The sequence below is a fragment of the Vibrio sp. 10N.286.49.E11 genome (assembly GCF_041469505.1).
GTDB lineage: Bacteria > Pseudomonadota > Gammaproteobacteria > Enterobacterales > Vibrionaceae > Vibrio > Vibrio crassostreae_C.
Window position 1 is genome coordinate 51,187 of the sequence record NZ_JBFRKQ010000006.1, and the last position, 21,271, is coordinate 72,457.

Annotated in this window: 17 protein-coding genes and 1 pseudogene; 8 read left to right on the forward strand and 10 right to left on the reverse strand. The window is 45.5% G+C overall.

Features of this window, described 5'->3' with window-relative positions:
- Window position 1: 1 nt before the first annotated feature.
- From cyoD to AB4167_RS01850, 6 genes are all read right to left on the reverse strand, one after another.
- Window positions 2-313 carry a cytochrome o ubiquinol oxidase subunit IV gene (gene cyoD, locus AB4167_RS01825; protein WP_004736302.1) on the reverse strand — a complete coding sequence of 104 codons (312 nt, stop codon included), beginning with the start codon at window positions 311-313 and terminating at the stop codon, window positions 2-4.
- Complete coding sequence (cyoC, locus tag AB4167_RS01830) at window positions 313-930, reverse strand: cytochrome o ubiquinol oxidase subunit III (RefSeq protein WP_010439790.1); 618 nt, start codon at window positions 928-930, stop codon at window positions 313-315. The genes cyoD and cyoC overlap by 1 nt, the downstream gene beginning before the upstream one ends.
- Complete coding sequence (gene cyoB, locus AB4167_RS01835; protein ID WP_372136034.1) at window positions 920-3,007, reverse strand: cytochrome o ubiquinol oxidase subunit I; 2,088 nt, start codon at window positions 3,005-3,007, stop codon at window positions 920-922. The genes cyoC and cyoB overlap by 11 nt, the downstream gene beginning before the upstream one ends.
- Before the next feature lie 5 nt (window positions 3,008-3,012).
- Window positions 3,013-3,909 (reverse strand): ubiquinol oxidase subunit II, encoded by an 897-nt coding sequence (gene cyoA, locus AB4167_RS01840; protein WP_081228834.1) that lies wholly within the window; start codon window positions 3,907-3,909, stop codon window positions 3,013-3,015.
- Window positions 3,910-4,642: 733 nt separating this feature from the next.
- On the reverse strand, window positions 4,643-7,741 hold the full coding sequence (locus tag AB4167_RS01845; protein WP_372136035.1) for an efflux RND transporter permease subunit: 3,099 nt from the start codon (window positions 7,739-7,741) through the stop codon (window positions 4,643-4,645).
- A gap of 8 nt (window positions 7,742-7,749) precedes the next feature.
- The gene (locus tag AB4167_RS01850) at window positions 7,750-8,862 is read right to left on the reverse strand and encodes an efflux RND transporter periplasmic adaptor subunit (protein ID WP_136982242.1); all 1,113 of its coding nucleotides are present in this window, start codon (window positions 8,860-8,862) and stop codon (window positions 7,750-7,752) included.
- Between the two features lie 236 nt (window positions 8,863-9,098).
- On the opposite strand from AB4167_RS01850, the gene AB4167_RS01855 reads away from it, so the two are divergent.
- Window positions 9,099-9,713 carry a TetR/AcrR family transcriptional regulator gene (locus AB4167_RS01855; protein ID WP_102393158.1) on the forward strand — a complete coding sequence of 205 codons (615 nt, stop codon included), beginning with the start codon at window positions 9,099-9,101 and terminating at the stop codon, window positions 9,711-9,713.
- A gap of 94 nt (window positions 9,714-9,807) precedes the next feature.
- Here the strand turns inward: AB4167_RS01855 and AB4167_RS01860 are convergent, their stop codons facing one another.
- Window positions 9,808-10,326 carry a lipocalin family protein gene (locus tag AB4167_RS01860; protein WP_017060193.1) on the reverse strand — a complete coding sequence of 173 codons (519 nt, stop codon included), beginning with the start codon at window positions 10,324-10,326 and terminating at the stop codon, window positions 9,808-9,810.
- Between the two features lie 320 nt (window positions 10,327-10,646).
- Here AB4167_RS01860 and AB4167_RS01865 point away from each other — a divergent pair, with 320 nt between their 5' ends.
- On the forward strand, window positions 10,647-12,413 hold the full coding sequence (locus tag AB4167_RS01865; protein ID WP_372136036.1) for an amidohydrolase: 1,767 nt from the start codon (window positions 10,647-10,649) through the stop codon (window positions 12,411-12,413).
- A 100-nt stretch (window positions 12,414-12,513) separates the two neighbouring features.
- Here the strand turns inward: AB4167_RS01865 and AB4167_RS01870 are convergent, their stop codons facing one another.
- Together AB4167_RS01870 and AB4167_RS01875 are read right to left on the reverse strand one after the other, a co-directional pair.
- Window positions 12,514-13,002, reverse strand: a complete 489-nt coding sequence (locus AB4167_RS01870; protein ID WP_372136037.1) for a hypothetical protein — start codon at window positions 13,000-13,002, stop codon at window positions 12,514-12,516.
- Between the two features lie 287 nt (window positions 13,003-13,289).
- Entirely contained in the window at window positions 13,290-14,642 is a 1,353-nt protein-coding gene (locus tag AB4167_RS01875) for a CAP domain-containing protein (RefSeq protein ID WP_372136038.1), read from the reverse strand.
- Window positions 14,643-15,022: 380 nt separating this feature from the next.
- On the opposite strand from AB4167_RS01875, the gene AB4167_RS01880 reads away from it, so the two are divergent.
- From AB4167_RS01880 to AB4167_RS01895, 4 genes are all read left to right on the forward strand, one after another.
- Entirely contained in the window at window positions 15,023-15,952 is a 930-nt protein-coding gene (locus tag AB4167_RS01880) for a permease (RefSeq protein WP_372136039.1), read from the forward strand.
- A 76-nt stretch (window positions 15,953-16,028) separates the two neighbouring features.
- Window positions 16,029-16,421, forward strand: a complete 393-nt coding sequence (locus AB4167_RS01885; RefSeq protein WP_017086141.1) for a metalloregulator ArsR/SmtB family transcription factor — start codon at window positions 16,029-16,031, stop codon at window positions 16,419-16,421.
- A 72-nt stretch (window positions 16,422-16,493) separates the two neighbouring features.
- Window positions 16,494-16,940 (forward strand): pentapeptide repeat-containing protein, encoded by a 447-nt coding sequence (locus AB4167_RS01890; RefSeq protein WP_372136040.1) that lies wholly within the window; start codon window positions 16,494-16,496, stop codon window positions 16,938-16,940.
- 244 nt (window positions 16,941-17,184) lie between these two features.
- The gene (locus AB4167_RS01895; RefSeq protein ID WP_372136041.1) at window positions 17,185-18,078 is read left to right on the forward strand and encodes a DMT family transporter; all 894 of its coding nucleotides are present in this window, start codon (window positions 17,185-17,187) and stop codon (window positions 18,076-18,078) included.
- A 112-nt stretch (window positions 18,079-18,190) separates the two neighbouring features.
- Here AB4167_RS01895 and AB4167_RS01900 read toward each other — a convergent pair whose 3' ends face one another.
- Window positions 18,191-19,075, reverse strand: a complete 885-nt coding sequence (locus tag AB4167_RS01900) for an SMP-30/gluconolactonase/LRE family protein (protein WP_065584373.1) — start codon at window positions 19,073-19,075, stop codon at window positions 18,191-18,193.
- 99 nt (window positions 19,076-19,174) lie between these two features.
- On the opposite strand from AB4167_RS01900, the gene AB4167_RS01905 reads away from it, so the two are divergent.
- On the forward strand, window positions 19,175-20,071 hold the full coding sequence (locus AB4167_RS01905) for a LysR family transcriptional regulator (RefSeq protein WP_372136042.1): 897 nt from the start codon (window positions 19,175-19,177) through the stop codon (window positions 20,069-20,071).
- Window positions 20,072-20,663: 592 nt separating this feature from the next.
- Window positions 20,664-21,271, forward strand: a pseudogene (locus AB4167_RS01910) (hypothetical protein); the annotation flags it as partial.

Here is a 21,271-nt window from a genome sequence, read left to right on the forward strand (position 1 = left end):
CCTACAACTTCATGTTGACGTTCATGTTGTAGATGATCCATACCGAGCCAGCGATAAGAATCAATACAACAATGGCGGTAAACATCAGTGACACCAAGTTCCAACGCCCATCGGAAGATTTCGCTTCCATATGTAAGAAGTACTTAAAGTGGACAAAAATTTGCACCAACGCGCAGCCGAACAAGATCACGTACGTTTCTGTGCTTGGTAACACATGCGCCCACACGATGTAGAACGGAATAATGGTGAGAATCAGTGACGCAATAAAGCCTTTCACATAATCCGTTGCACCACTGTCTAGATGCTGTTCCATTACATCACCCCCATTAAGTACACGATGGTAAATACACAAATCCAAACGATATCAAGGAAGTGCCAGAACAAGCTCAAGCACTGGAAGCGCATCGACATGTTGTCGTTCAAGCCTTTGGTTGAAAGTTGGTGGTACGCCACCGCCATCCAAATCAGGCCAAACGTTACGTGCAAACCGTGTGTGCCAACCAAGGTAAAGAACGCAGAAAGGAATGCACTTTCTTGAGGGCCATAACCTTCTGCAATCAAATGATGGAACTCATACACTTCCATACAGATAAAGGCTAAGCCCAATACGAAAGTCACTTTGATCCAGCGCTTCAGTCCGGTCACGTCTTTGCGCTTCATCGCAATCATGCCAAAACCGAATGTGATACTACTGAACAGCAGCATCATGGTTTCGACAAACACGAACGGCAGTTCAAAGATGTCTTTACCTGTCGGCCCTGCAATTGATCCACTCTCAAGCACGGCATAAGTCGCGAAAAGCGTGGCAAACAGGACACAGTCACTCATCAAGTAAACCCAGAAGCCAAACAACTTGTTGCCCGCAGCTTCGTGGTGATGATCATGCGAATGTGCAAGATCATAAGTGTGTGACGGAGTATTAGCTTGCATACGTCGTCTCCAAGTCATCTTTATTGTCGTTATTATCACTATCAGCATCACCGTCAGCGCTGTTACCACGACCAGAATGATCGCCTTTCACTGACTGTTTTTTCGCTTCTGCAAGCTGCGCACGTCGAGCCGCTTCAATCGCTTTGATCTCTTCAACTTCCACGTAGTAGTCCACATCGTCGTTGTAGCTGTGTTGAATACACGTCACCACGATGCCCACTAAGCTTGCAGCCGCTAGCCACCAGATGTACCAGATCATTGCGAAGCCAAATGCCAACGCCCATGCAGACACATAAATGCCTGTCGGTGTGTTCTTCGGCATGTGAATACGTTCGTATTCTTCTTCCTGAGTTGGATCAAACTCGCCACTTTGCTTTTGATACCAGAACGAATCGATCTCATCGCCCTTAGGCAGTTTTGCAAAGTTATAGAACGGTGGTGGTGACGATGTCGCCCATTCGAATGTACGTCCGCCCCAAGGGTCACCGGTTAGATCTCGGTTTTGGTCGCGGTCACGAACACTCACGTAAATCTGAACGAACTGACACACCACACCCATCGCAATCACGCCCGTACCTGCAGCCGCAACCGCCAATAGTGGGAAGAACTCAGGGTTGATGTCTTGGCTCAAACGACGTGTCATGCCCATAAAGCCCAGAGCGTAAAGCGGCAAGAACGCCATCAAGAAACCGATGATCCAGCAGTAGAATGCGCGTTTGCCCCAAAGCTCGTTCAGAGTGAAACCGGTCGCTTTCGGGAACCAGTAACCAATCGCAGCAAAACAACCGAAGACAACACCACCGATGATTACGTTGTGGAAGTGAGCAATCAGGAATACCGAGTTATGCAGAATGAAATCTGCCCCCGGAACTGCCATCAATACGCCCGTCATACCACCCACGGTAAAGGTGATAAGGAAACCAACTGTCCACAGCATAGGTGTTGTGAAACGGATGCGACCTTTGTACATGGTGAACAGCCAGTTGAAGATCTTAACCCCGGTTGGGATAGAGATAATCATGGTTGCGATGCCGAAGAAGGCATTCACATTTGCGCCTGAACCCATAGTAAAGAAGTGATGCAGCCAAACCACAAACGCAAGGATGGTGATAGCCACCGTCGCCCATACCAGCGAGGTATAACCAAACAGTTTTTTACGTGAGAAGGTTGCAGTCACTTCAGAGAACACACCGAAGATAGGCAAAATTAGGATGTACACCTCAGGGTGTCCCCATGCCCAAATCAGGTTCACATACATCATCACGTTGCCACCAAGGTCATTGGTGAAAAAGTGCGTGCCGATGTATCTATCCAAAGTCAGTAACGCGATGGTTACCGTAAGGATTGGGAAAGAGATGATGATCAGGATGTTGGCACACAAAGACGCCCACGTGAATACTGGCATCTTCATCATTGGCATAGAAGGAGTACGCATGCGCAAAATAGTCGCGAAGAAGTTCACACCCGTTAACGTGGTACCCACACCGGATATTTGCAGCGCCCATATCCAATAATCGACCCCGACTCCCGGGCTCGCCTCAATGCCAGACAAAGGCGGATACGCCAACCAACCCGTACGGCCAAACTCACCTAAGCCAAGCGACATGTTGGTTAGGATAATACCCACCACAAATAGCCAGAAGCTCAAGTTATTCAGATAAGGGAATGCAACATCACGAGCACCGATTTGCAACGGCACGATGATGTTCATCAAACCGATAACCAAAGGCATCGCTACGAAGAAAATCATGATCACGCCGTGAGCCGTGAAGATCTGGTCGTAGTGATGTGGCGGCAAATAGCCCGTTTCACCGGCTGCAGAAAGCAATTGCTGGCTACGCATCATGACCGCATCAGCAAAGCCACGAACTAACATCACCATCGCAACAGCAATGTACATGAAGCCCAATTTTTTGTGGTCTACCGACGTAAACCATTCATTCCAAAGGTATTGCCACTTACCGGCTTTGGTTACCGCGTACACCACTAAACTGCCCACTAAAGCGATCATGGTTAACGTGACCAAAATAATGGGCTCGTGGTAGGGAATTGAGTCTAGAGTTAATCTTCCAAACATGACGATTATCCTTGGGTTTCCGGCAAACAGTTCATTGAACCAGGGTGCTGGGTCACGACATCAGTGAATAAAAATGGTGGGATACTTGAAAACAGCGTCACAGGCTCAGCCACACTTGGCGCGGCCAATGAACGGAACTGCTCCCAATCTTCGATGCGATCAGGACTTGCTTTCACTTTCTCTACCCAATTTAAAAACGCCACTTGATCAGGCATGGCCGATGCGGTGAATTTCATCTGAGAGAACCCTTTACCACTGTAGTTCGAAGCAAAACCTTTGAAGTCGCCTTCGTGGTTTGCAATCAAATTCAACTTAGTCACCATTCCCGGCATCGCGTAGATCTGCGAACCAAGACGCGGGATAAAGAACGCGTTCATGATGTTGTCTGAAGTCAGCTTAAACGTCACCGGAACATCTTTTGGGAACGCAACATAGTTAACCGTCGCAATGTTTTGCTCCGGATAGATGAACAGCCATTTCCAGTCCAGAGAGACCACTTCGATCACCATAGGTTTAACGTCACTTTCCAGAGGCTTAGATGGCTCCAGTTCGTGAGTTGTTCGCCAAGTGATGGTGGCTAGAATCGCAATAATGATGATTGGAATTGTCCATACCACTATTTCAATTTTGGTTGAGTGCGCCCAGTCTGGTGCATACTCTTCCGTGGTATTGCTTTCGCGGTATCGGTAAGCAAAGTAGATGGTCATCAGAATTACTGGGATGACGACAATCAACATCAGCAACAGAGCCGTAATAATCAGCTCTTTTTCCTGAACGCCAACGCTACCTTTTGGGTCGAGCAATGCGGAGTTACACCCTTCGAGCATCAGAATGGTTCCCAGCAAACCAATCTTCGACAAACTTGTCCTCGATAAAATGCGTTTATATCTTGAAGCTTCCATTAACTTTCTCGATGGTTATCCAGCCTCAGAACGAACGTCTGAGTACTGGTTGTCATGATCATTAGAATATTTATGTGTTGAGCATGTGAAACGCCGCATCTCAAAAAGCAATGCAATAAGGTTCGTTACTGCTGAGTTAAAACCACACAGAAAACATGACTTATTTGTTACACTTTGAAATACATTGTTACATTTGGCGCATTATGAAGAGTTGAAATTGAAAGCTCACCAAACAAACTTGGAAACTAACCTTCCATTTATGAAGACGAAAACTAAGAAGCAGTAAGCGATTAAGACACACATCAATAGCGTGCTACACAGATGGAGCCAGTACTGACAAGGGATTTAGAAAAAGTAGATAAACACTCGCGCGTCACCACTGCTCAGGGCAAGTTCAAGGTACATTAGAAAGAGCGAATAAATAGAAGTGTGACGCCCATCAAGATTGTGAATTCACATACCATTTACAAGGTATTCACTGGTTAGATTATTCAAAATACCCACTCATTCACCAGCAAGATAACCAAGCATTCATCGATGTACTACTGTGACGAATTGAAAGAATATTATGACTAACAGAAAGGATAATTTGACTAATTGAGAACGTTATAGCGGTGAAAAGAACAACACAATGGTAGGAATTGGGATGAATTTATCGAGAATAACAACACCATAATCGAGCCAGATACGGCTCGATTATGGGCAATTGAAAAGCAGTTAAATTAAAAAACAGTTATGCCGCTTGAGTCGCGATGGTTTTTCGCTGATTTCGAGTCATCAAGTGATAAACCACAGGTACAAAGTAGAACGAGATAAGCGTGGTTAATACCGTTCCGCCAACAATCGCGACCGCAAACGGAGGCCAGAAACCACCGCCAGCGATGATCAATGGCATAAAGCCGCCAACAGTCGTTATCGTGGTTGAGCTGATATGGCGAGTACACGACATCACAGCTTCAACGACTGCATCTACATTCCCGGAGGAAGCCTCTTTATCGAGTTTCAATTCGGTCAAAATCACAATGGCCGCGTTTATCGCTAAGCCCGCAATCCCAAGCATGGCGATAATCACCGTAAAGCCGAACGGATAACCGAAGATCCATACCGACAACAGCCCTAGTCCACCAGCCAACCCTGCTACCATGAAGATGATGCTGCTCATTCGGAACGAGTTGAATGACATCACCACCACCAACACCATCAATACCACCACAACGGCGACATTCGAGATAAGGCTGTTAACTGAATTGTCACGCTCAGCGGATTCACCACCAAAACCAATCGTATAACCCGATGGCATCTGATAGCTTGCTAAGCGTTTCTGGAATTCATTAAGGACGGTTTGAGGTAAAACACCCGCTTCAATGTAACCTTCAATGGTGTTCACTCGTTGCCCGTTACGACGAGTAATCGCACCGCGACTGGTCGTCAATTCCAGTTCTGCCAGAGTCGAAACATTGATCCCCGTTGAGTAGACATCAGAACTGATTGGCAAACGAATATTGCTTAAGTGAGCCAAGTTTTCACGCGCCTCATCTGCCACACGAACACGGATTGGTACCGACTCACTGCCTTCAATCACAGAGCCACTTTCACGACCTGTCAGCGTAGTTTGCAGCATACCTGCGAACTGGTTCAATGAAATACCATTCAGCTTTGCGGTATCTTCATCGACCTTCAACCACACCTTCGGAGTACCTGGTTGCAGCGTTTCCCTTGTGTGCGTCACATGAGGAACACCCGCCAAAATCAATCGCACATCCTCACCAATCGCTTTCAACGTATCGAGGTTTTCACCATACACTCGCAGTTCAACGGGCGCGGTAAATGGAGGCCCTTGGTTAAGCTTACGTACCAAGATTTGTGCTTCCGGCACCTCTTCATCCAACACCTTTTGCAACTGTGGAATTAGCGCATTGGCTTGATCAAAGTTCTCTGTTTTCACCATGGCTTGCGAGAAGTACGGCGCGTTATTTTGCCTTGCTTGCAGGTTGTAATAGAAGGATGGGAAGTTTGCACCCACGAGCCAATCGATACGCTCCACTTCAGGGTAACGATGAATGATATCGTCGATTTTTTCAGAAGTATTTTTAGTGGCGTAAATGCTCGCTTGAGGTGGCATATACACCTGAATCTCAAACATGTCTCGGTCTGATGGCGGGAAGAATTGCTCAGTCAGCTGAGACATACTCCAGTAACCGGTAAACGGTACCAATAACACCAAAGCAATCGTGATGATTGGATGCGTGACACCAAAGCGGACAGAAGATGAGAACCAGCGCGTCAAAGCCGGGATTCTCAAACCCGTCATGTACCAATGGTGCTGCCCTTTCTTGTCGACATCACTGAGTTGTTTCGGCAGTAGCTTAGTCGCTAAGCCCGCAATTAAGGTGTGCGAGATGATGTAAGAGCCGATCAATGAGAAAGAAACGGTAATCGCAATTCCCCCCACAAACTCACCTGATGCACCCGGCATCAAGATAATCGGGGCAAACGCCAACACGGTAGTTAAGGTTGAGCCTAATAACGGCACCCATAAATGCTTCAACGCATTCATGGTCGCTTCAGCGCGCTGTTGCCCTTTCAAACGATAAGCTTGAATGGTATCGACCATCACCACCGCGTTATCAACCATGATCCCAAGCGCCACAATTAAGCCTGTCACCGACATTTGGTTAATCGGTACACCGGTCATTTTCATGATCGACAAGGTCAATAATGAGGTTAATGGCAGAGAAATGGCGACTAAGATCGCGGCACGTACGCCTAAAGTGACAAACAGCACAATCAAAATCAGACCGAAACCGATCATCAAGCTTTTGCCTAAATCGTCTAAGCGAGTCTCGGTATAACCTTGCTGATTAAACAGCACTGTCACCTTAACGTTACTTGGTAACTCTTGCTCAAATTTACCAATCAGAGCATTAGCTCGCGACGTCCAGTTATCAACTCGCAGATCAGGGTGCATTCTTGCCGCGACAATCACACCCGGCTCACCATCAACAATAGCAATCTGGTCTTGTGGGGTTTTCTCACCACGTTTCACCGAAGCAATGTCTTCCATACGGATGATGTGACCTTTGCTATCAGTGGCTATTGGCACTTGCTTAATGCGTTCAATGGAATCAAGTTCAGATTTAATTTCTAAGCCAAAGCGAGAATAAGCACTCACTAACTCGCCGGCCGAGTTCTTGGCGTCTGCCCCTTCGAGCGATTCAGCGATATTGGCGCTTGAACGCCCTAGAGCAGCGGCATCGGCCGTACGTAAACTGATTTGAATCTCTTCTTGCGGCATCCCGTATTCATCAACGAATTCAGTACCCGACAAAGTTCTTAGTCGCTTGGCGAGCTCTTTGGCATAACGGCCCAGCGTTAACCTATCAGGCTCGCCTGCACCAGACCAAGTTAGAGATGCGATGGTCGTGAAAGCATAGGTATGGTCGCTATCGAGATCAGGCGATTGAGCACCCGCAGGCAAAATGGATTCGATATCAGATAACTTGTCGCGAGCTTGGGACCAGACGGGTTCTGGCTCGGTGATGGTGTCATTCAATTCTAGCGTGACAATCGATACGCTCGGCCTAGAGGTTGAGCTCACGAGTTTAACTTCACTCAGCTCACGCAGCTTGTTCTCGATAACTTCTGTTACCAAGGTTTCAACACGCTCGGCACTGGCGCCGGGGAAGCTGGTTGTGATGTTCGCGTAACGGTTGATGATTACTGGGTCTTCTGCACGTGGCAACGTCATGAACGCCGAAATACCACTCACCATCAGCAGCGCGGTCATCAAGATAAGCAGTCGAGTGTTGGAAATAGTCTCTATTATTTTCATACTATTACCTACTCAGCCGCACTGACTGGTTTCACGATTTGGCCCGGAACTAAGCGATGTAAACCACTGGCGATGACCTGTTCACCGTCTTCAATCGCCCCACTCACATACGCTTGTTGATTGTTGGCAAACAACACCTGAACACTTCTACGTTCAACCTTATTGTCTTCACCAATCACAAAGATGTTCCACACACCGCGCAATCCATCAATCAAACCCGTTAATGGCACCCAATAACCTGAGTCATCAATCTGCTCATCAAATTTAAGGTAGGCAAGTTGCCCTTCCAATACCGATGATTGTTCAGGGAATAGGTAACGCAAACCAACACTGCGAGATTGGGTGTCGACCATTGCGCCGGGATTCAATAGCTCCACGGCATAATCTGTTCTCCCAACTCGGATGTTAGGCGAAGAAAGTGAGGTGACTTTTTGCATTTGGTGAGCAGGAATACCGATGAAGGCCTCTTTGCCCTCAGAAGCGAGCAGTGTAAGAGTTGGATTACCCACATTCACCACATCTCCGAGCGAAACAAAGCGCGTCGCGATGGTTCCAGAATAAGGCGCAAGCACTGTCGACTTCACCAATTTCAGTTCATTGCCTTTTACCGATGCATCGATGCGCAACAAGTTCGCCTGCAATACGCGTTGCTCACTGGTGAGAGAATCAATCTCCGCTTCGGCACTGAAGCCTTTCGCTTTCAATGAACGTTGACGTTTAAGGTTCGCTGCCACCAAACTCAATTGAGCTTTGACTTCTTCAGCCTGCGCTTTCAGTTGGCTAGACTCGGTTTCCAAAAGTTGGGTATCCAGTCTGATCAACGGCTGACCCGTTGTGACTGTGTCACCGACATCCACCAGAATCTCGTTTACTTTTCCGGCCAACTCGAAACCTAAATTGGCCTGTTGACCCGCCTTAACCACACCGACATATTCGCGTTGTACTGCATAAGAGGAAGACAGCGCCAAGGACATCGTTTCCACGGTTAAAATAGTTTGGACGCTCGATGCCGTTTCAGAGGTTGAATCAACCGACTCTTGGGCTTGTTCCTTTTCGCCACATCCAACAAGAAAAGCCGACAACGCCACTGCCACTGCGCTTCCCTTCATCAATTTATACATACGTACTGTTCCTATGCGGTACTCAATTATGTTCTTTTTTTAGACTAACCAAATCAAACTAGACTGTCTAGTTTGATTGTGTTAAAAATAAGTTTCATCGTTAATGATTGATAAAACCATCACAAAAAGCATAATGCTTAGCGTAAAACGAGACACATAGAACTGAGCACCAACAGGCACCAAGCAAAGAGACAAACTAGGTAACGAGACAACACTAAGTAACGAGAAGCAAGCACGTGACTAAAATCATCAAGAGTGAACAGAAGAGATCGCAGATCTTAACCGCAGCCAGCCAACTTTTCTCTGAACATGGCTTCAAGATCAATATGGATCAAATAGCCAAAGCAGCGAACGTTTCCAAGCAAACGGTCTACTCTCACTTTAAAAACAAAGACGAGCTTTTCGAAACCTGCATGCAAACTAAGTGTGCCGAGCGCGAACTCAGCCCTTCTGCTTTTGATATGAATGCCACTTTGGAAGACGAATTGGTGAAGTTTGGTGTGAAGTTTCAAGATTTGTTACTTGATGAGCAGTCCAGACAGACCTTTCAAAATGCTGTGAGCCAATCCAACACGCACCCAGAGATCGCCTCTATCTATTTAGAAACTGGGCCTCAGAAAACCACCAAATTACTTGCTGATTATTTGCAGTCGAAAATAGACTCTGGTGATCTCACACTGTCGACATCAAGCTCACCAGTCATTGCAGCACGCCAACTGTTGCTGATGTTTCACGGCAAATCGGCGTATTGGTCATTCTTCGGTCACGATAGCGGAGAATCCGAAGAAGAAAGGCTTCACTACACTCGCGAATGTGTCGCGCTATTCTTGAACGGCAACCAGCCTCGTTAATTGTAGCTCTATCTTTGAATAAAAAAGGCACAGAGAAATTCATCCTCTGTGCCTTATCAATCATCAGCCACTCTCAGCAATAACAGCGATCGGTTTATTGGGTATGTTCCACAACGATCAGCTCATCGGTATTGAAGCCACGCTCTTTCGACATGGCTTTAAACTTCTCCATCACTTCTGGTGCGACTTCAGGCGTTCTTGCGAGTAGCCATAAGTAATCAGTGTCGGGCCCAGAAACAAACGCGTATTGGTAGCCCTCTTTGTCTAATTCAAACACGACATAAGCGCCGTAGAAAGGGCCAAAGAAAGACACTTTCAAATAGCCTTGTTCAGAGCCCTCAACGAAGTACGCTTTTCCTTCCGCTTCGTTCCACTCACCTTCTTCCGCCGAATAACCACGGTTAATCACCTTCACGCCGCCATCATCACGAAGGCTGTATTCAGCGCTGATGTTGTCTAAGCCACGCTCAAACGAGTGATCCAAACGAGCCACTTCGTACCATTTCCCTAGGTATCGTTCCAACTCAAACTGTTGAACAGGCTTTACCGTTTCGGGCATGCCAACACAACCACCCAATAAGATCACGCTAAGCAGCAATAATATTTTTTTCATCCTAACCTCGACTTGTTTTTATTAGTAATGCGAGTAAGTCTCTTGAAAACATAAACTTACATCCTTGGTAATACGTTAAATCCATTTTTATAGCTCACTTAACTGTAATTTATTCAGAACCTTATGTGAATTGTTTAGTCTGCGAATGGATTCGCAATCCTTTATTGACGAGCTGTATTCCCACAACCACCTCAAAAGGCACTGGAATTACATTCAAACAAGAGAGCAACCAAGGACACTTTATTATTAAAAATTCACGATATGATTCTCGCCACTCGCTTTCTATACTTACTAAACCGTGGAACATGGAAGACATAATAATGAATAACAAGCTCACTCTGCCACGTACTGCATGGATAGCATTACTCACAAGCTTATCGGCCGTAGCGCCGGTGCTTGCACAAGCCAACACCGTTGTCCAAGCGCAAACAGCAGTTCAAACACAAACACCAGTTCAAGCGCAAACATCTGTTCATAACCAAAGTGCTGACCAGATCTTTATCAATGCTGATATATACGGGCATCGTGAGTCGGACTCGATCGTTACCCACAAAGGCAAGATCATCTTCATTGGTAACCAATCACAGGCGCAAACTTTTCAAGGGCAAAGCACTGATGTCATTGATTTAGACAATGCCTTTGTCCTTCCGGGATTTATTGATAACCATAACCATGTGTTTGAAGCCGCCTCAGAGCTGGGTGGCAATTGTGAACTCGACTCTGAAGCAACGTTAGAAGAGCAAATCCCCTACTTAGAAGCGTGTAAGATCAATGCTGATACCGATGGCAGAGGTTGGCTTATGGGCTATGGTTTTTCTTTGGAAGCGACGCTCGATAGCGACTCTGACTACACGCCACTAGAGATCATCGACAGTGTCTTCCCTAATCGCCCCGTGGTGCTTATGGAGCAGACTTCACACTCGATGTGGGTCAACTCAAAAGCACTAAAAATCGCTCGAATCAGCCAACAATCTCCAGACCCACAAGGCGGTGTTTATTTAAAAGACCAAGACAGCAGCAAGCTCAATGGCATCTTGCTAGACAATGCTGGCGATCAAGTGATGGAGATGGCTTGGAATAGCCAAAGTGAACTGTTTGAGCAAAGCTACCAAGGCTTAATGTTCGGGCTTGAGGAAGCGGCAACCCACGGCATCACCACCATTGGCGACGGTCGCATGTATTGGAAACGAGGTTGGTATGACGTTTGGCTAGAGGCCGAGCAAAATCAAGACTTAACGGCGCGAGTATCGCTACGCCCTTGGGTGTACCCATCGATGGTGATGTCTTCTCAATTAGAAGTCTTTGAGAAAATGCATTCCGACGATAAAAGCCATCTGTTACTTGTCGATCAGGTGAAAATGTACAGTGATGGCATCTTTATCAATGGCACCGCCAAAACACTCGCGCCCTACTTAGATACTTATCTACCCCAGTCTCCTAATGGCTTGAACTATATTCCGCCAGAACAAATGAAAGAATGGTTAACTGCGCTCGAGAAAATCGGCTTTAGCGCCCACATTCATGCGATTGGTGATGGAGCGGTTCGTGAATCTCTTGATGCGATAGAAAGTATTCGCAAACAAGGTTCAACCAAACCCTACACCCTAACCCATATCGAATTAATCAATGATGAAGATGTGCCACGCTTTCGCCAGTTAGATGTAACTGCAGATTTCCAAGTTGGCTCTGATTACGTTGCAAGGCATCAACACCAATGGGCTGAAGCTTTCCTAGGTGCTCGCCGTGCTAAAGCCATGATGAACCTCGATGCAATAGTCAAGACCGGCGCGAATATCACCTTAAGCAGTGACTGGAACGTACACGACATCAACCCTTTAGTCGGCATCGCGAACAGCTTAATCATGGGCCAAACCGGCCTAACCGATATCTATACCGCCATCGACGCTTACACGCTCAATGCCGCCAAAAGTCTTGGGATTGAAGACGTAACAGGTTCTATTGAGGTAGGAAAATCCGCTGACTTCGCCATTCTCGACCGCGACATCACCACAGTGTCAGCAAGACAAATCGCCAAAACTCAGGTGTTGATGACGGTGTTACGCGGGAACGTGGTTTACGAAAAATAGAGCCAATTCGCGTATCGAATTGGTTATCGCAACTCAAACGAAAACGAGCCAGCTTATTCAACTGGCTCGTCTGTTATCAACATAGGTATTTTATGTTGTGTTACGCGTTGGTCTCTTTAAGCGCTTTCACATTTGAATCTTGTTTGTCATCCAGAGCAAAGTAGATCTTCGATACAATCACTTCAGCAACCAAAATCGTAAATACCACCGCGAAGAACGCTACCACACCGCCCCAAGGGCCTGTAAAACTCACCTTATCTCCGAACAGAAGGTTAATCGCTTCTAGCATCACGAATTTTGAGCCCACCAAAATAATGTAAGTGGTGATTGCTCGGTACACCTTAGGCGCGTTGCCCGGCTTGCTTTTGAAGTGCTCGGCAACCTTGTGCTCTAAACCAATAGAGAGCTTCAGTAATAGCTGCAACAACAACGCTGCAATCAAAGAGATCGTGAAAGACTCAATGTTCACAAAGTCCCAGTAGTCATCGAAGAAGTTAAGTACGACCAAGTCCACCAGCACGGCTAATGTGTAACCTACGAATAGACGTTGTGGTGTGTTGAATCCGTAAACTTTGTCTGATTTAGTCATTCTGTCTCTCTCTAATTTGATAAGTAGCCTTGATTTGAAATACATCTTAGCGTTCGAATCGAAGCAAAACTTACCATTTCATGACACCACTCAAAATCATTCACGACATTAATGAATCGTCATAGTGTCCTCGCGCCTCCACCTTTAATAATCCTGATCGCCCACGTATCACTGTAAAGTAAAATGGCACTATCGAGTGCTCTGCTGCTACCAAGTAAGCTGCCACTACCAACTAAAGAAAGAATAGAGACGCTAAATGAATGACCCGTATTTAAGCAATGAGTGTGTTAGTTGAAATCTTGCGTCCAATAAGACACCTTCGATGCATCTGACTTACTGGCTTTGTATCCAATCCCCATCTTTGTGTGTTGGCTATTCATCACGTTTTGGCAGTGACCTTCGTGACCAGCCCAACTATTGAGGCCGGCATTGTTAACTTGCCCATCACTTCGCGGGCTGGTGTAACCGAAAATAGGAATCACAACCGAATTGGATGAAAGGACAAACGCATTCTGACCAGAACTGTTCACAACAAAGTGACCTTGAGCATCTCTTCGGTACTGCTCATCTGAGTTCAACTGAGCATTACTCGCCGTGTTATTGTCCCAAGCGATAGGAGCTGCTGGTGGGTAGTTACCACTCGAAAACGATGAACCAAAGGCATCACAATAACGTTGTGTCGACCTCGCACAATTTGTCGAGATAACAGATTGGTACTTGATACTGTTCTGACTTAGATCTTCTGGAATATTCACAATTCGGCACCATTTATCATCGGCAACGCCTTGACCGGGCATCCCCCAAATCGCACCGTTCAATAATTGATTTGTATCTAGTGAAACGAAATCGATGAGAGTGTCGCTATTAAGCTGACCTAGATCCAAATCGATCTTTCCAGATGAAGTGTTCAACTCAAAGATCGAGGCCCCAACCTCCTTAGCTGCTGCGTTAATTTTGTCGCGCTGTAATAATTCCCAAGAATCACCAAACCGCTCTTTTGACTGCTCTCCATAAGCTTGAGCGATAAAATCGTAAGTAGGTAAATTAGACTCTATCCCGCTCCCATCTTTGGAAACTACGCTGCCAACGGTTTTAAATTCCAACGAACTGTCGAACACCGCATCGTTAAACACATACGATCCCAATTGCTCACTAGAACAAGAGTTACTTTGCATATCGTATCTATATTCAGAAATTGTACCGTCCACAAGTAACTGATGATTCTTCCTTTGCGCGCTTAATCCTGTGGTTTCGTAACAGTGCCAATCGTTAACAAAGTTGCTGCCATTATCGATAACGATTGTTGGTACAGCGATAGTCACATCAACCTTCTGAGTATCTCCACTCTTGAACGCAGGCAGCTCATTTTTGACGGTAATAGATGAGAAATTTCTGATTGGATCCGTTTCTTCGATAAAACCTTCGATCGCAAAAATCATATTGTTGCTAAGAGCTTTAATGTCAGGCTGCTGAGAGGTAGATGATGAGCCGGTATTACTTGGATTACTTGGATTACTTGGATTACTTGGAACATTAGCGTTATTAGACGTTGTGCTGTCACCTCCTGATGAACTTTCTCCGCCACAACCTGTAATAATCAGTGCTAAAAGGGCGACTGCCGAGATATTTTGTTTTTTCATGAGTTAATCCTTAACCATATATTTTTCTTGATGTAAGGATGTTGCCTCATAGAACGAACTTAAATTTCAGACCAATGTCAGAGCCCCTAAATACTGACACCGATTTAACATTTTATAAGATCTAGCCATACCACGAAGGCAAGTTAGGCCAAATCGTTGAAGGCGCGTATGCCGATCTATTGATCATCGACGAAAACAACTCAATTAATTGAAAAATAAAGACTTAGTGACAACGCAGCCACTAGCAATATCTTTAATTCCCCTCGTCACTTAATACCCTTCTTAACTTGCATTACATTACAACCAAATATATACACTTACACAATCGTGCATGTGTGTATATTATCCAAATCTCTTTTTACTTGCTAGAGATTCCAATTGTGGATGCTAAATTAGTTATTGCGTTAAATGAGTTCTTTTATGTGGCCAAAGGGCTGGTCGTTATCATCGCGATTGTGTCGGTTCTTACTGGCATCATGCGAGAGTATATCCCTCAAGATAAACTCCAAGCGACGCTGACCAAACACGATAAATGGGGAACCTTATTAGGCGCGTTGTTCGGGATGCTGACACCATTTTGTAGCGCAGCCGTGGTTCCGGTGACCATGGCAATGGCGTCGATGGGGGCATCATTAGGTACTGTGATAAGTTTCATCATCTCGGCGCCACTGTGTAACTTCATCGTGTTAGCGATGGTGTACGCAGCGTTCGGGTTGAAGATCACTGTGGTGTACTTCTTGGTCACCTTTACCGCAGCGGTTCTTGGTGGTTACTTGATTTCTAAGTCTCCTTGGAGAAACGAGATCAAACGCGGCGCTGAACTTGAAGACACCAAAAGAAAAAGCTGTTCAGATAGCTCAACCAATGCGAGTAACTCGTGCAGCGCAACCCCTTCTTCCGCATCAAGAATACGTAATGCAATGGATGGAGCTTGGTCTTTGTTCAAACGAATCATCCCGTATGTACTTTTAGGTGCGGCGATCAGTGGCTTCTCGGCGGCTTACCTACCAGCAGACTTAGTAGAGAAATACGTGGGTGGCGACAGCTTCCAATCTATCGTGGTCGCTTCATTGATTGGTATCCCGCTTTACTTACGTATCGAGATGGCAATTCCACTACTTAACGTATTAATTGCTAAGGGAATGGGCTTAGGTGCTGCATTGGCATTAATTATTGGCGGTACAGGTGCCAGTTTGCCTGAAATCGCGCTAGTATCTGCAGTTCTTAAAAGAAAAGCCGTAATCGCGTTTGTGGGAATAGTCTTAACGACCGCCATCATTGGTGGCGCTATCTTCCAATACGTTGTGTAAAATCGGACACACTGAAAAATATAAAGCTTCGCGCCGCTCATTGAGAGTGGTGCGACTAAGTTGAAAAGGTAAAACCATGATGGATGAAAAATACATTGATTCGCTAAAAGCCTTATCAGAACCTAATCGACTGAGATTGTTCTGGTTGTTCCTGCATGTTGACGAATGCATGGCTGTCGCTGAAGCAATCGACATCATAGGTGAAACCCAATACAACGTATCTCGCAACCTAAAAATGCTCTACAAAGCTGGGCTACTTAACCACGATAAGAAAGGCAAATGGGTGTTTTACACCTTGAAAGAACAAACCGCGCCTCACTGCAAAGCTTTGGTCGACTCTGTTCGTTACTTGCCAGAAGATGATTTCCAAGAAGTGGTTAAACGTTGTCAGATTCGCTTATCAATGAGAGTTGATGGTGACTGTGTTATCGGCCCAGACAGCGAAATATGGCAGAGCAAGATTAGCTAAGTCGCGATAAACGGAGACGCGAGAAAGAGATGCCCAATACCGGTATCTCTGACTCAATTGGTGGTGTGAAGTATGAATAAATACACTCAACAACAACTCGATTCTATTTTAGAACAGCATAAACTGTGGTTGGAAAACCAAGGCGGCGAACGAGCACAGTTAGGTAATGCCGACCTAAGTAATCTAGCGCTGCAAGATGTTGACCTTCGTTGCGCCAACCTGATACGTACCGATTTTAGTGGCGCCGATTTATCGGGTGCGAACATGAATGAGGCTGATATCACCTACGCCAATTTCAGCCACGCCAACCTCAACAATACAAGCTTCCGCGATGCTGACTTGCGAAACGCCAACATGAGTTACGCCCAAATGCTCAACGTCGATTTACTGCGCGCCGATTTATTTCGTACCGATTTCAGCAATGCCAAGGTCAGTGACTCTGCGTTCAAACGCATCGACACAAGCAATACCATTATTGAGTTGCGCGATCCTACCCGACAGTGTCTCTCAGCCAAGTAGGCTCAAACAGCGATGCTCTCCAATGCGCTGGTATTGTTGCATATTTATTCGATTGTTCAATAAATACCGAATTGGACTGGGCACTCACCTACTGAACTCAGGTCGTAATAGCAGATCTCGCACCCCATATCACTAAGCATCGAACGACATTGTTCTTACTTGGTTTTTTGTTCTTACATATTTTCGATTCTCATGTATTATGTGCGCCCATAATTGTATGACAAATATGTAGCGCCGTTTCTGTATGACCAAAGCCACCAACCACGCGATTTTGCTCTTAGTATTCGCCAACCTGCTCGCCTCCTTTTCAGACGTTTCACTAAAAGTACTGAATGGCGAAGTGCCCACGTTCCAATATGTGTTTATCCGCCAGCTATTGAGCGTGATGTTGCTGCTTCCTTTTTGGCTAAAGCTACCCAGAGAGACGCGCATGCAAGGTGGCTGTCGCATCAACTTCTTACGGGCTCAATTCATCCTAGTAGGTAGTGGCTGCGCAATGATTGCCATCACACACCTCACCTTGGCGACCGCAAATGCGATGTTCTATGTTGGGCCCATTCTTATGCTCCCGCTTTCTATTGTTTTACTGAAAGAGAAGCCGACATCATCAAAAGTGGTCGCGACACTGATTGGCTTCGTGGGTGTGTTAATCGTGTTGCGTCCAGAGCAATTTCACTGGGCCGCTATTGCGGGCTTAGGCAGTGCGCTCGCGATGGGTGTCGGCAATATTTTGATTAAACGTCTTCACGCAGAACAACACATTATCTCGACACTATTTTGGACCAGTGTGATGACTCTACCGCTGGCGTTGGCTCTTGCTCTGCCTGCATGGGCGGCGATTGAATGGCGTCATGTTGGGTGGATTATGGCAATCAACCTATTCGTTCTGGGGTACCATGCCCTTGTGGTGGTCGCTTATAAAAAAGCGCCAGCAAACCAAATTGCTCTCGCAGAATATTCGGGGTTGGTGTTTGTGACCCTATTTGGCGTGATGTGGTTTGACGAGATTCCAGACATGTTGACCCTTGTCGGTATTAGCCTGATCGTCATTCCTATGATGCCAATAAAATGGAAGAAGTATTTCAGTAAGCCAAACCAGACGGCCCTTGATATAGAAGCTAATCAGCCTAAGCCTTAATCGTCGGCAGCATCATTACTGCGCATCGAGCTAACCCACTTTCGACCTATTCAAATGAGAAAAGGGACCGGTATTTCTGCCCGTCCCTTTTTATTTTCGTTTGTGTAAGGTATTACTTAAGCTTGAACACCAACACTTTGTTGTATGCCGTTACCATCAGTAAATCTTGCTGTTTCCCGCCAATTTCTAGATTGCTGATATGGCCCGCATCGATAGCAATGAAGTCTATTTGCTTACCGTCTTTATCGAACACACCCACGCCACCATGCGCTGCAACAAAGAGGTTGTCATCGGCATCAACAGCAACGCCATCAACCATAGGTTCAGAGCCAGACTCCGCTTTCACTTGAGCAAATTGCGTCTTATTGCTGAGTGACTGTCCATCAACATCAAATCGGTATACCCAGCCATCAGATGTGTCGGCAACGTATAACGAAGATTCATCAGAAGAAAAAGCGATGCCGTTTGGTAACTTGAACTCTCCAGTGATCAACTTTAGATCACCATTTAGGTAACGATAAACGCCATTAACCGCTTGCTCTGGTTCTGCCTTTGCTGGGCCGTAACCTTGGATACCAAACGGAGGATCGGTAAACCACACGCTTCCATCGCTATTAACGGTTAAATCGTTCGGGCTATTAAGCAGCTTGCCGTTATACGTTGCAGCGACAATCACTTTCTCTCCGTTGCCCTGACGGTACGACAGCTTTCTATCATGGCGGGCAGCCCACAGGTTGCCTTTGGCATCAATATCGAGACCATTGGCATAGCCAGAATTGTCATCAAAAACGCTCAACTTGCCGTTAAGGTCGTAAGAATAGGTTGTGTTATTTGGAATATCGCTAAACAAGAAACGTTGATGTTCCACATCCCATGTAGGGCCTTCAACAAAGCCGAATGAGTCTCCAACCAATGTTGGGTTGCTTTCTACAACAGAGGCAGCTGAAACATTCATAGAGGCAGCCATTGCAGCGGTAATAAGTAGTAATTTGTTCATTGTTCTTCTCCTTTCTGTTTACGTTTTGAATCTTAGTTGCTTGAATGAGTGAGAAAAACAGTACAAAATGACTTCACTGTTTACTAAATGGTGTTAATGATGAATTTGATTTATATGCAGACCTTCTTGACTGTCGCCGAAGAGCAAAGCTTCACCAAGGCCGCTGAAGTATTGGATGTGTCAAAAGGTTTGGTGTCTCGGCATGTACAACGACTCGAAGAAACATTGAATTCTAAGCTGTTTCACAGAACGACTCGTTCTATCAGCCTCACAGAAGTGGGTGAAGAGTTGTATTCGAAAGCGAAGCAAATTCAACTATTAGCAACCGAAGCGGAAATGCGTGTCTTAGACATGACGCAGGAAGTGGCAGGCGATTTAAAAATTACCGCCCCGATAGAGTTTGGGCGTGCGCTTTGTCGCCATATCATCCCTACTTTCAAGCAAGAGTACCCAAAAGTGGATTTGATTCTCGACTTTGGGCCGATGAAAAAGAAGATAGAGTCTGGCGACTTTGACATTGCTTTCCGAGCCTACGATGAACTGCCTAATGATGTGATTGCCAACGATCTCGGGCACATCCGCAATGTTCTCGTTTGCAGTGCGGATTACGCATCAACTTACCCAATCGCCACCACCAAAGACATCCACAAATGTAGCTTCATTCTTAACAGTCAAAATGAACGTTGGAATCAGTTGGAGTTGGTCAATGGCGAGCAAACCTACCATGTTGAAGTAACCGGAAGCGTTAGCTCGAATACCTACAGTTCAATTTTAGAGTTGGCGATGCAAGGGATAGGTGTCGCCAGCTTGCCGTTCTATCAAGTTGAAGAGCAGCTCAAAAAAAGTGAGCTTATTCACGTGTTCCCAGAATGGTCGATTAAAGCCCAAAAGCTAAGCCTTATCTATGCTCAAAGAAGAGTAACACCGCAGAAGTTAGTCACTTTTAACCGAGCGGTAAAAGAGTGGCTGGAATCGAATAACGCTTATACGTTGTGAGTTTTAGAACGCTAAACCTTTCAATTGGAACGTATGTGCGTTCCATTCATATCAGGCTCAATCGCAGTGCTTTCAATAGCTGATAGGCTGCCGTGTATTCGTCGATTTTGAAACACCCTCCCCCTCTAACTCCCCCTCAAGTTGAGTTCATCCCCCTCTCTAGATTGACGACCGAGGGGGAGAATCTTCTTTGGCGCTGAATGTGAAAATGCGCATGTCGCCATCGGCATTCAGTTCCTCCCCTTTCCACGAAATCATAATGGGTCGAAAATACGGATTAAGGGGAGATTAGGAGGGAATTTGAGGTTGGTGTGATTACCGAGGGAGGTTGGGCTAACACGGATTTGCCCCAAAATGAGTCAGAGTAAATACTCATTCACATTTTATTGGCGTGAGTTTGCCCTACTAAAATTTATTCGATGGAGTTGATAATTGTTCATTCTCGTCATTAGGAGACATCTAACAGTCTAACTTCCTTTCAAGTGGTATAACTTATTGATTATCTTTTGAGTTAATATGAAAAAGACTGCACTATCGAAGGGTGAAAGACGACTATGTGTCGCCTAATAAGCGTTATGTTCAAGGAGAAAAATTGAAACTTTTGGTTAAAGCGATAATTTATGTTTCGGTAACATTTGCTGTTGTAGCTATGGTTTGTGTCTTAGCTGTCTACTTCTATATGTTTAATGGAAACTTATCAGCTAATTCAAGTGATTGGGCTAATTTTGGCTCTTATGTTGGTGGTTTGACCACTCCAGTGCTGTCGTTTTGTGCTCTTGTAGCATTGCTCGCGAGTTTGAGAGTTCAGCAGATCGAGTTCAACTCTCTAAGTGAAAGCCAAGCAATTCAACTTGAAGTTGCTACTCAGTCTCATGAAGCGACGTTGATAAATAATCATAAGCAAACATTATTGCGGTTTCTCGAACAGTTTATAACGTCGCACCAGATTATGATTCAGCAAAATCAGCTGATCATACAGGAGCAAAGACAGAAACAATCACAGGAAAGTCCATTTTATAGCCCTAATCAAGGACAAGATGCATATTCTAAAATTAATGAGAGTATAGGTTACATTCGTTTGGCTACAACTTTGTCGTTTGAGCTCACTCTCCAAGAGTTTAATTCTGTTGACCTTTTGAATTCATTTTTTGCTTCAAAAGTGACAGAACTGAAATTAGATCGTATCCGCCCCATGAACCC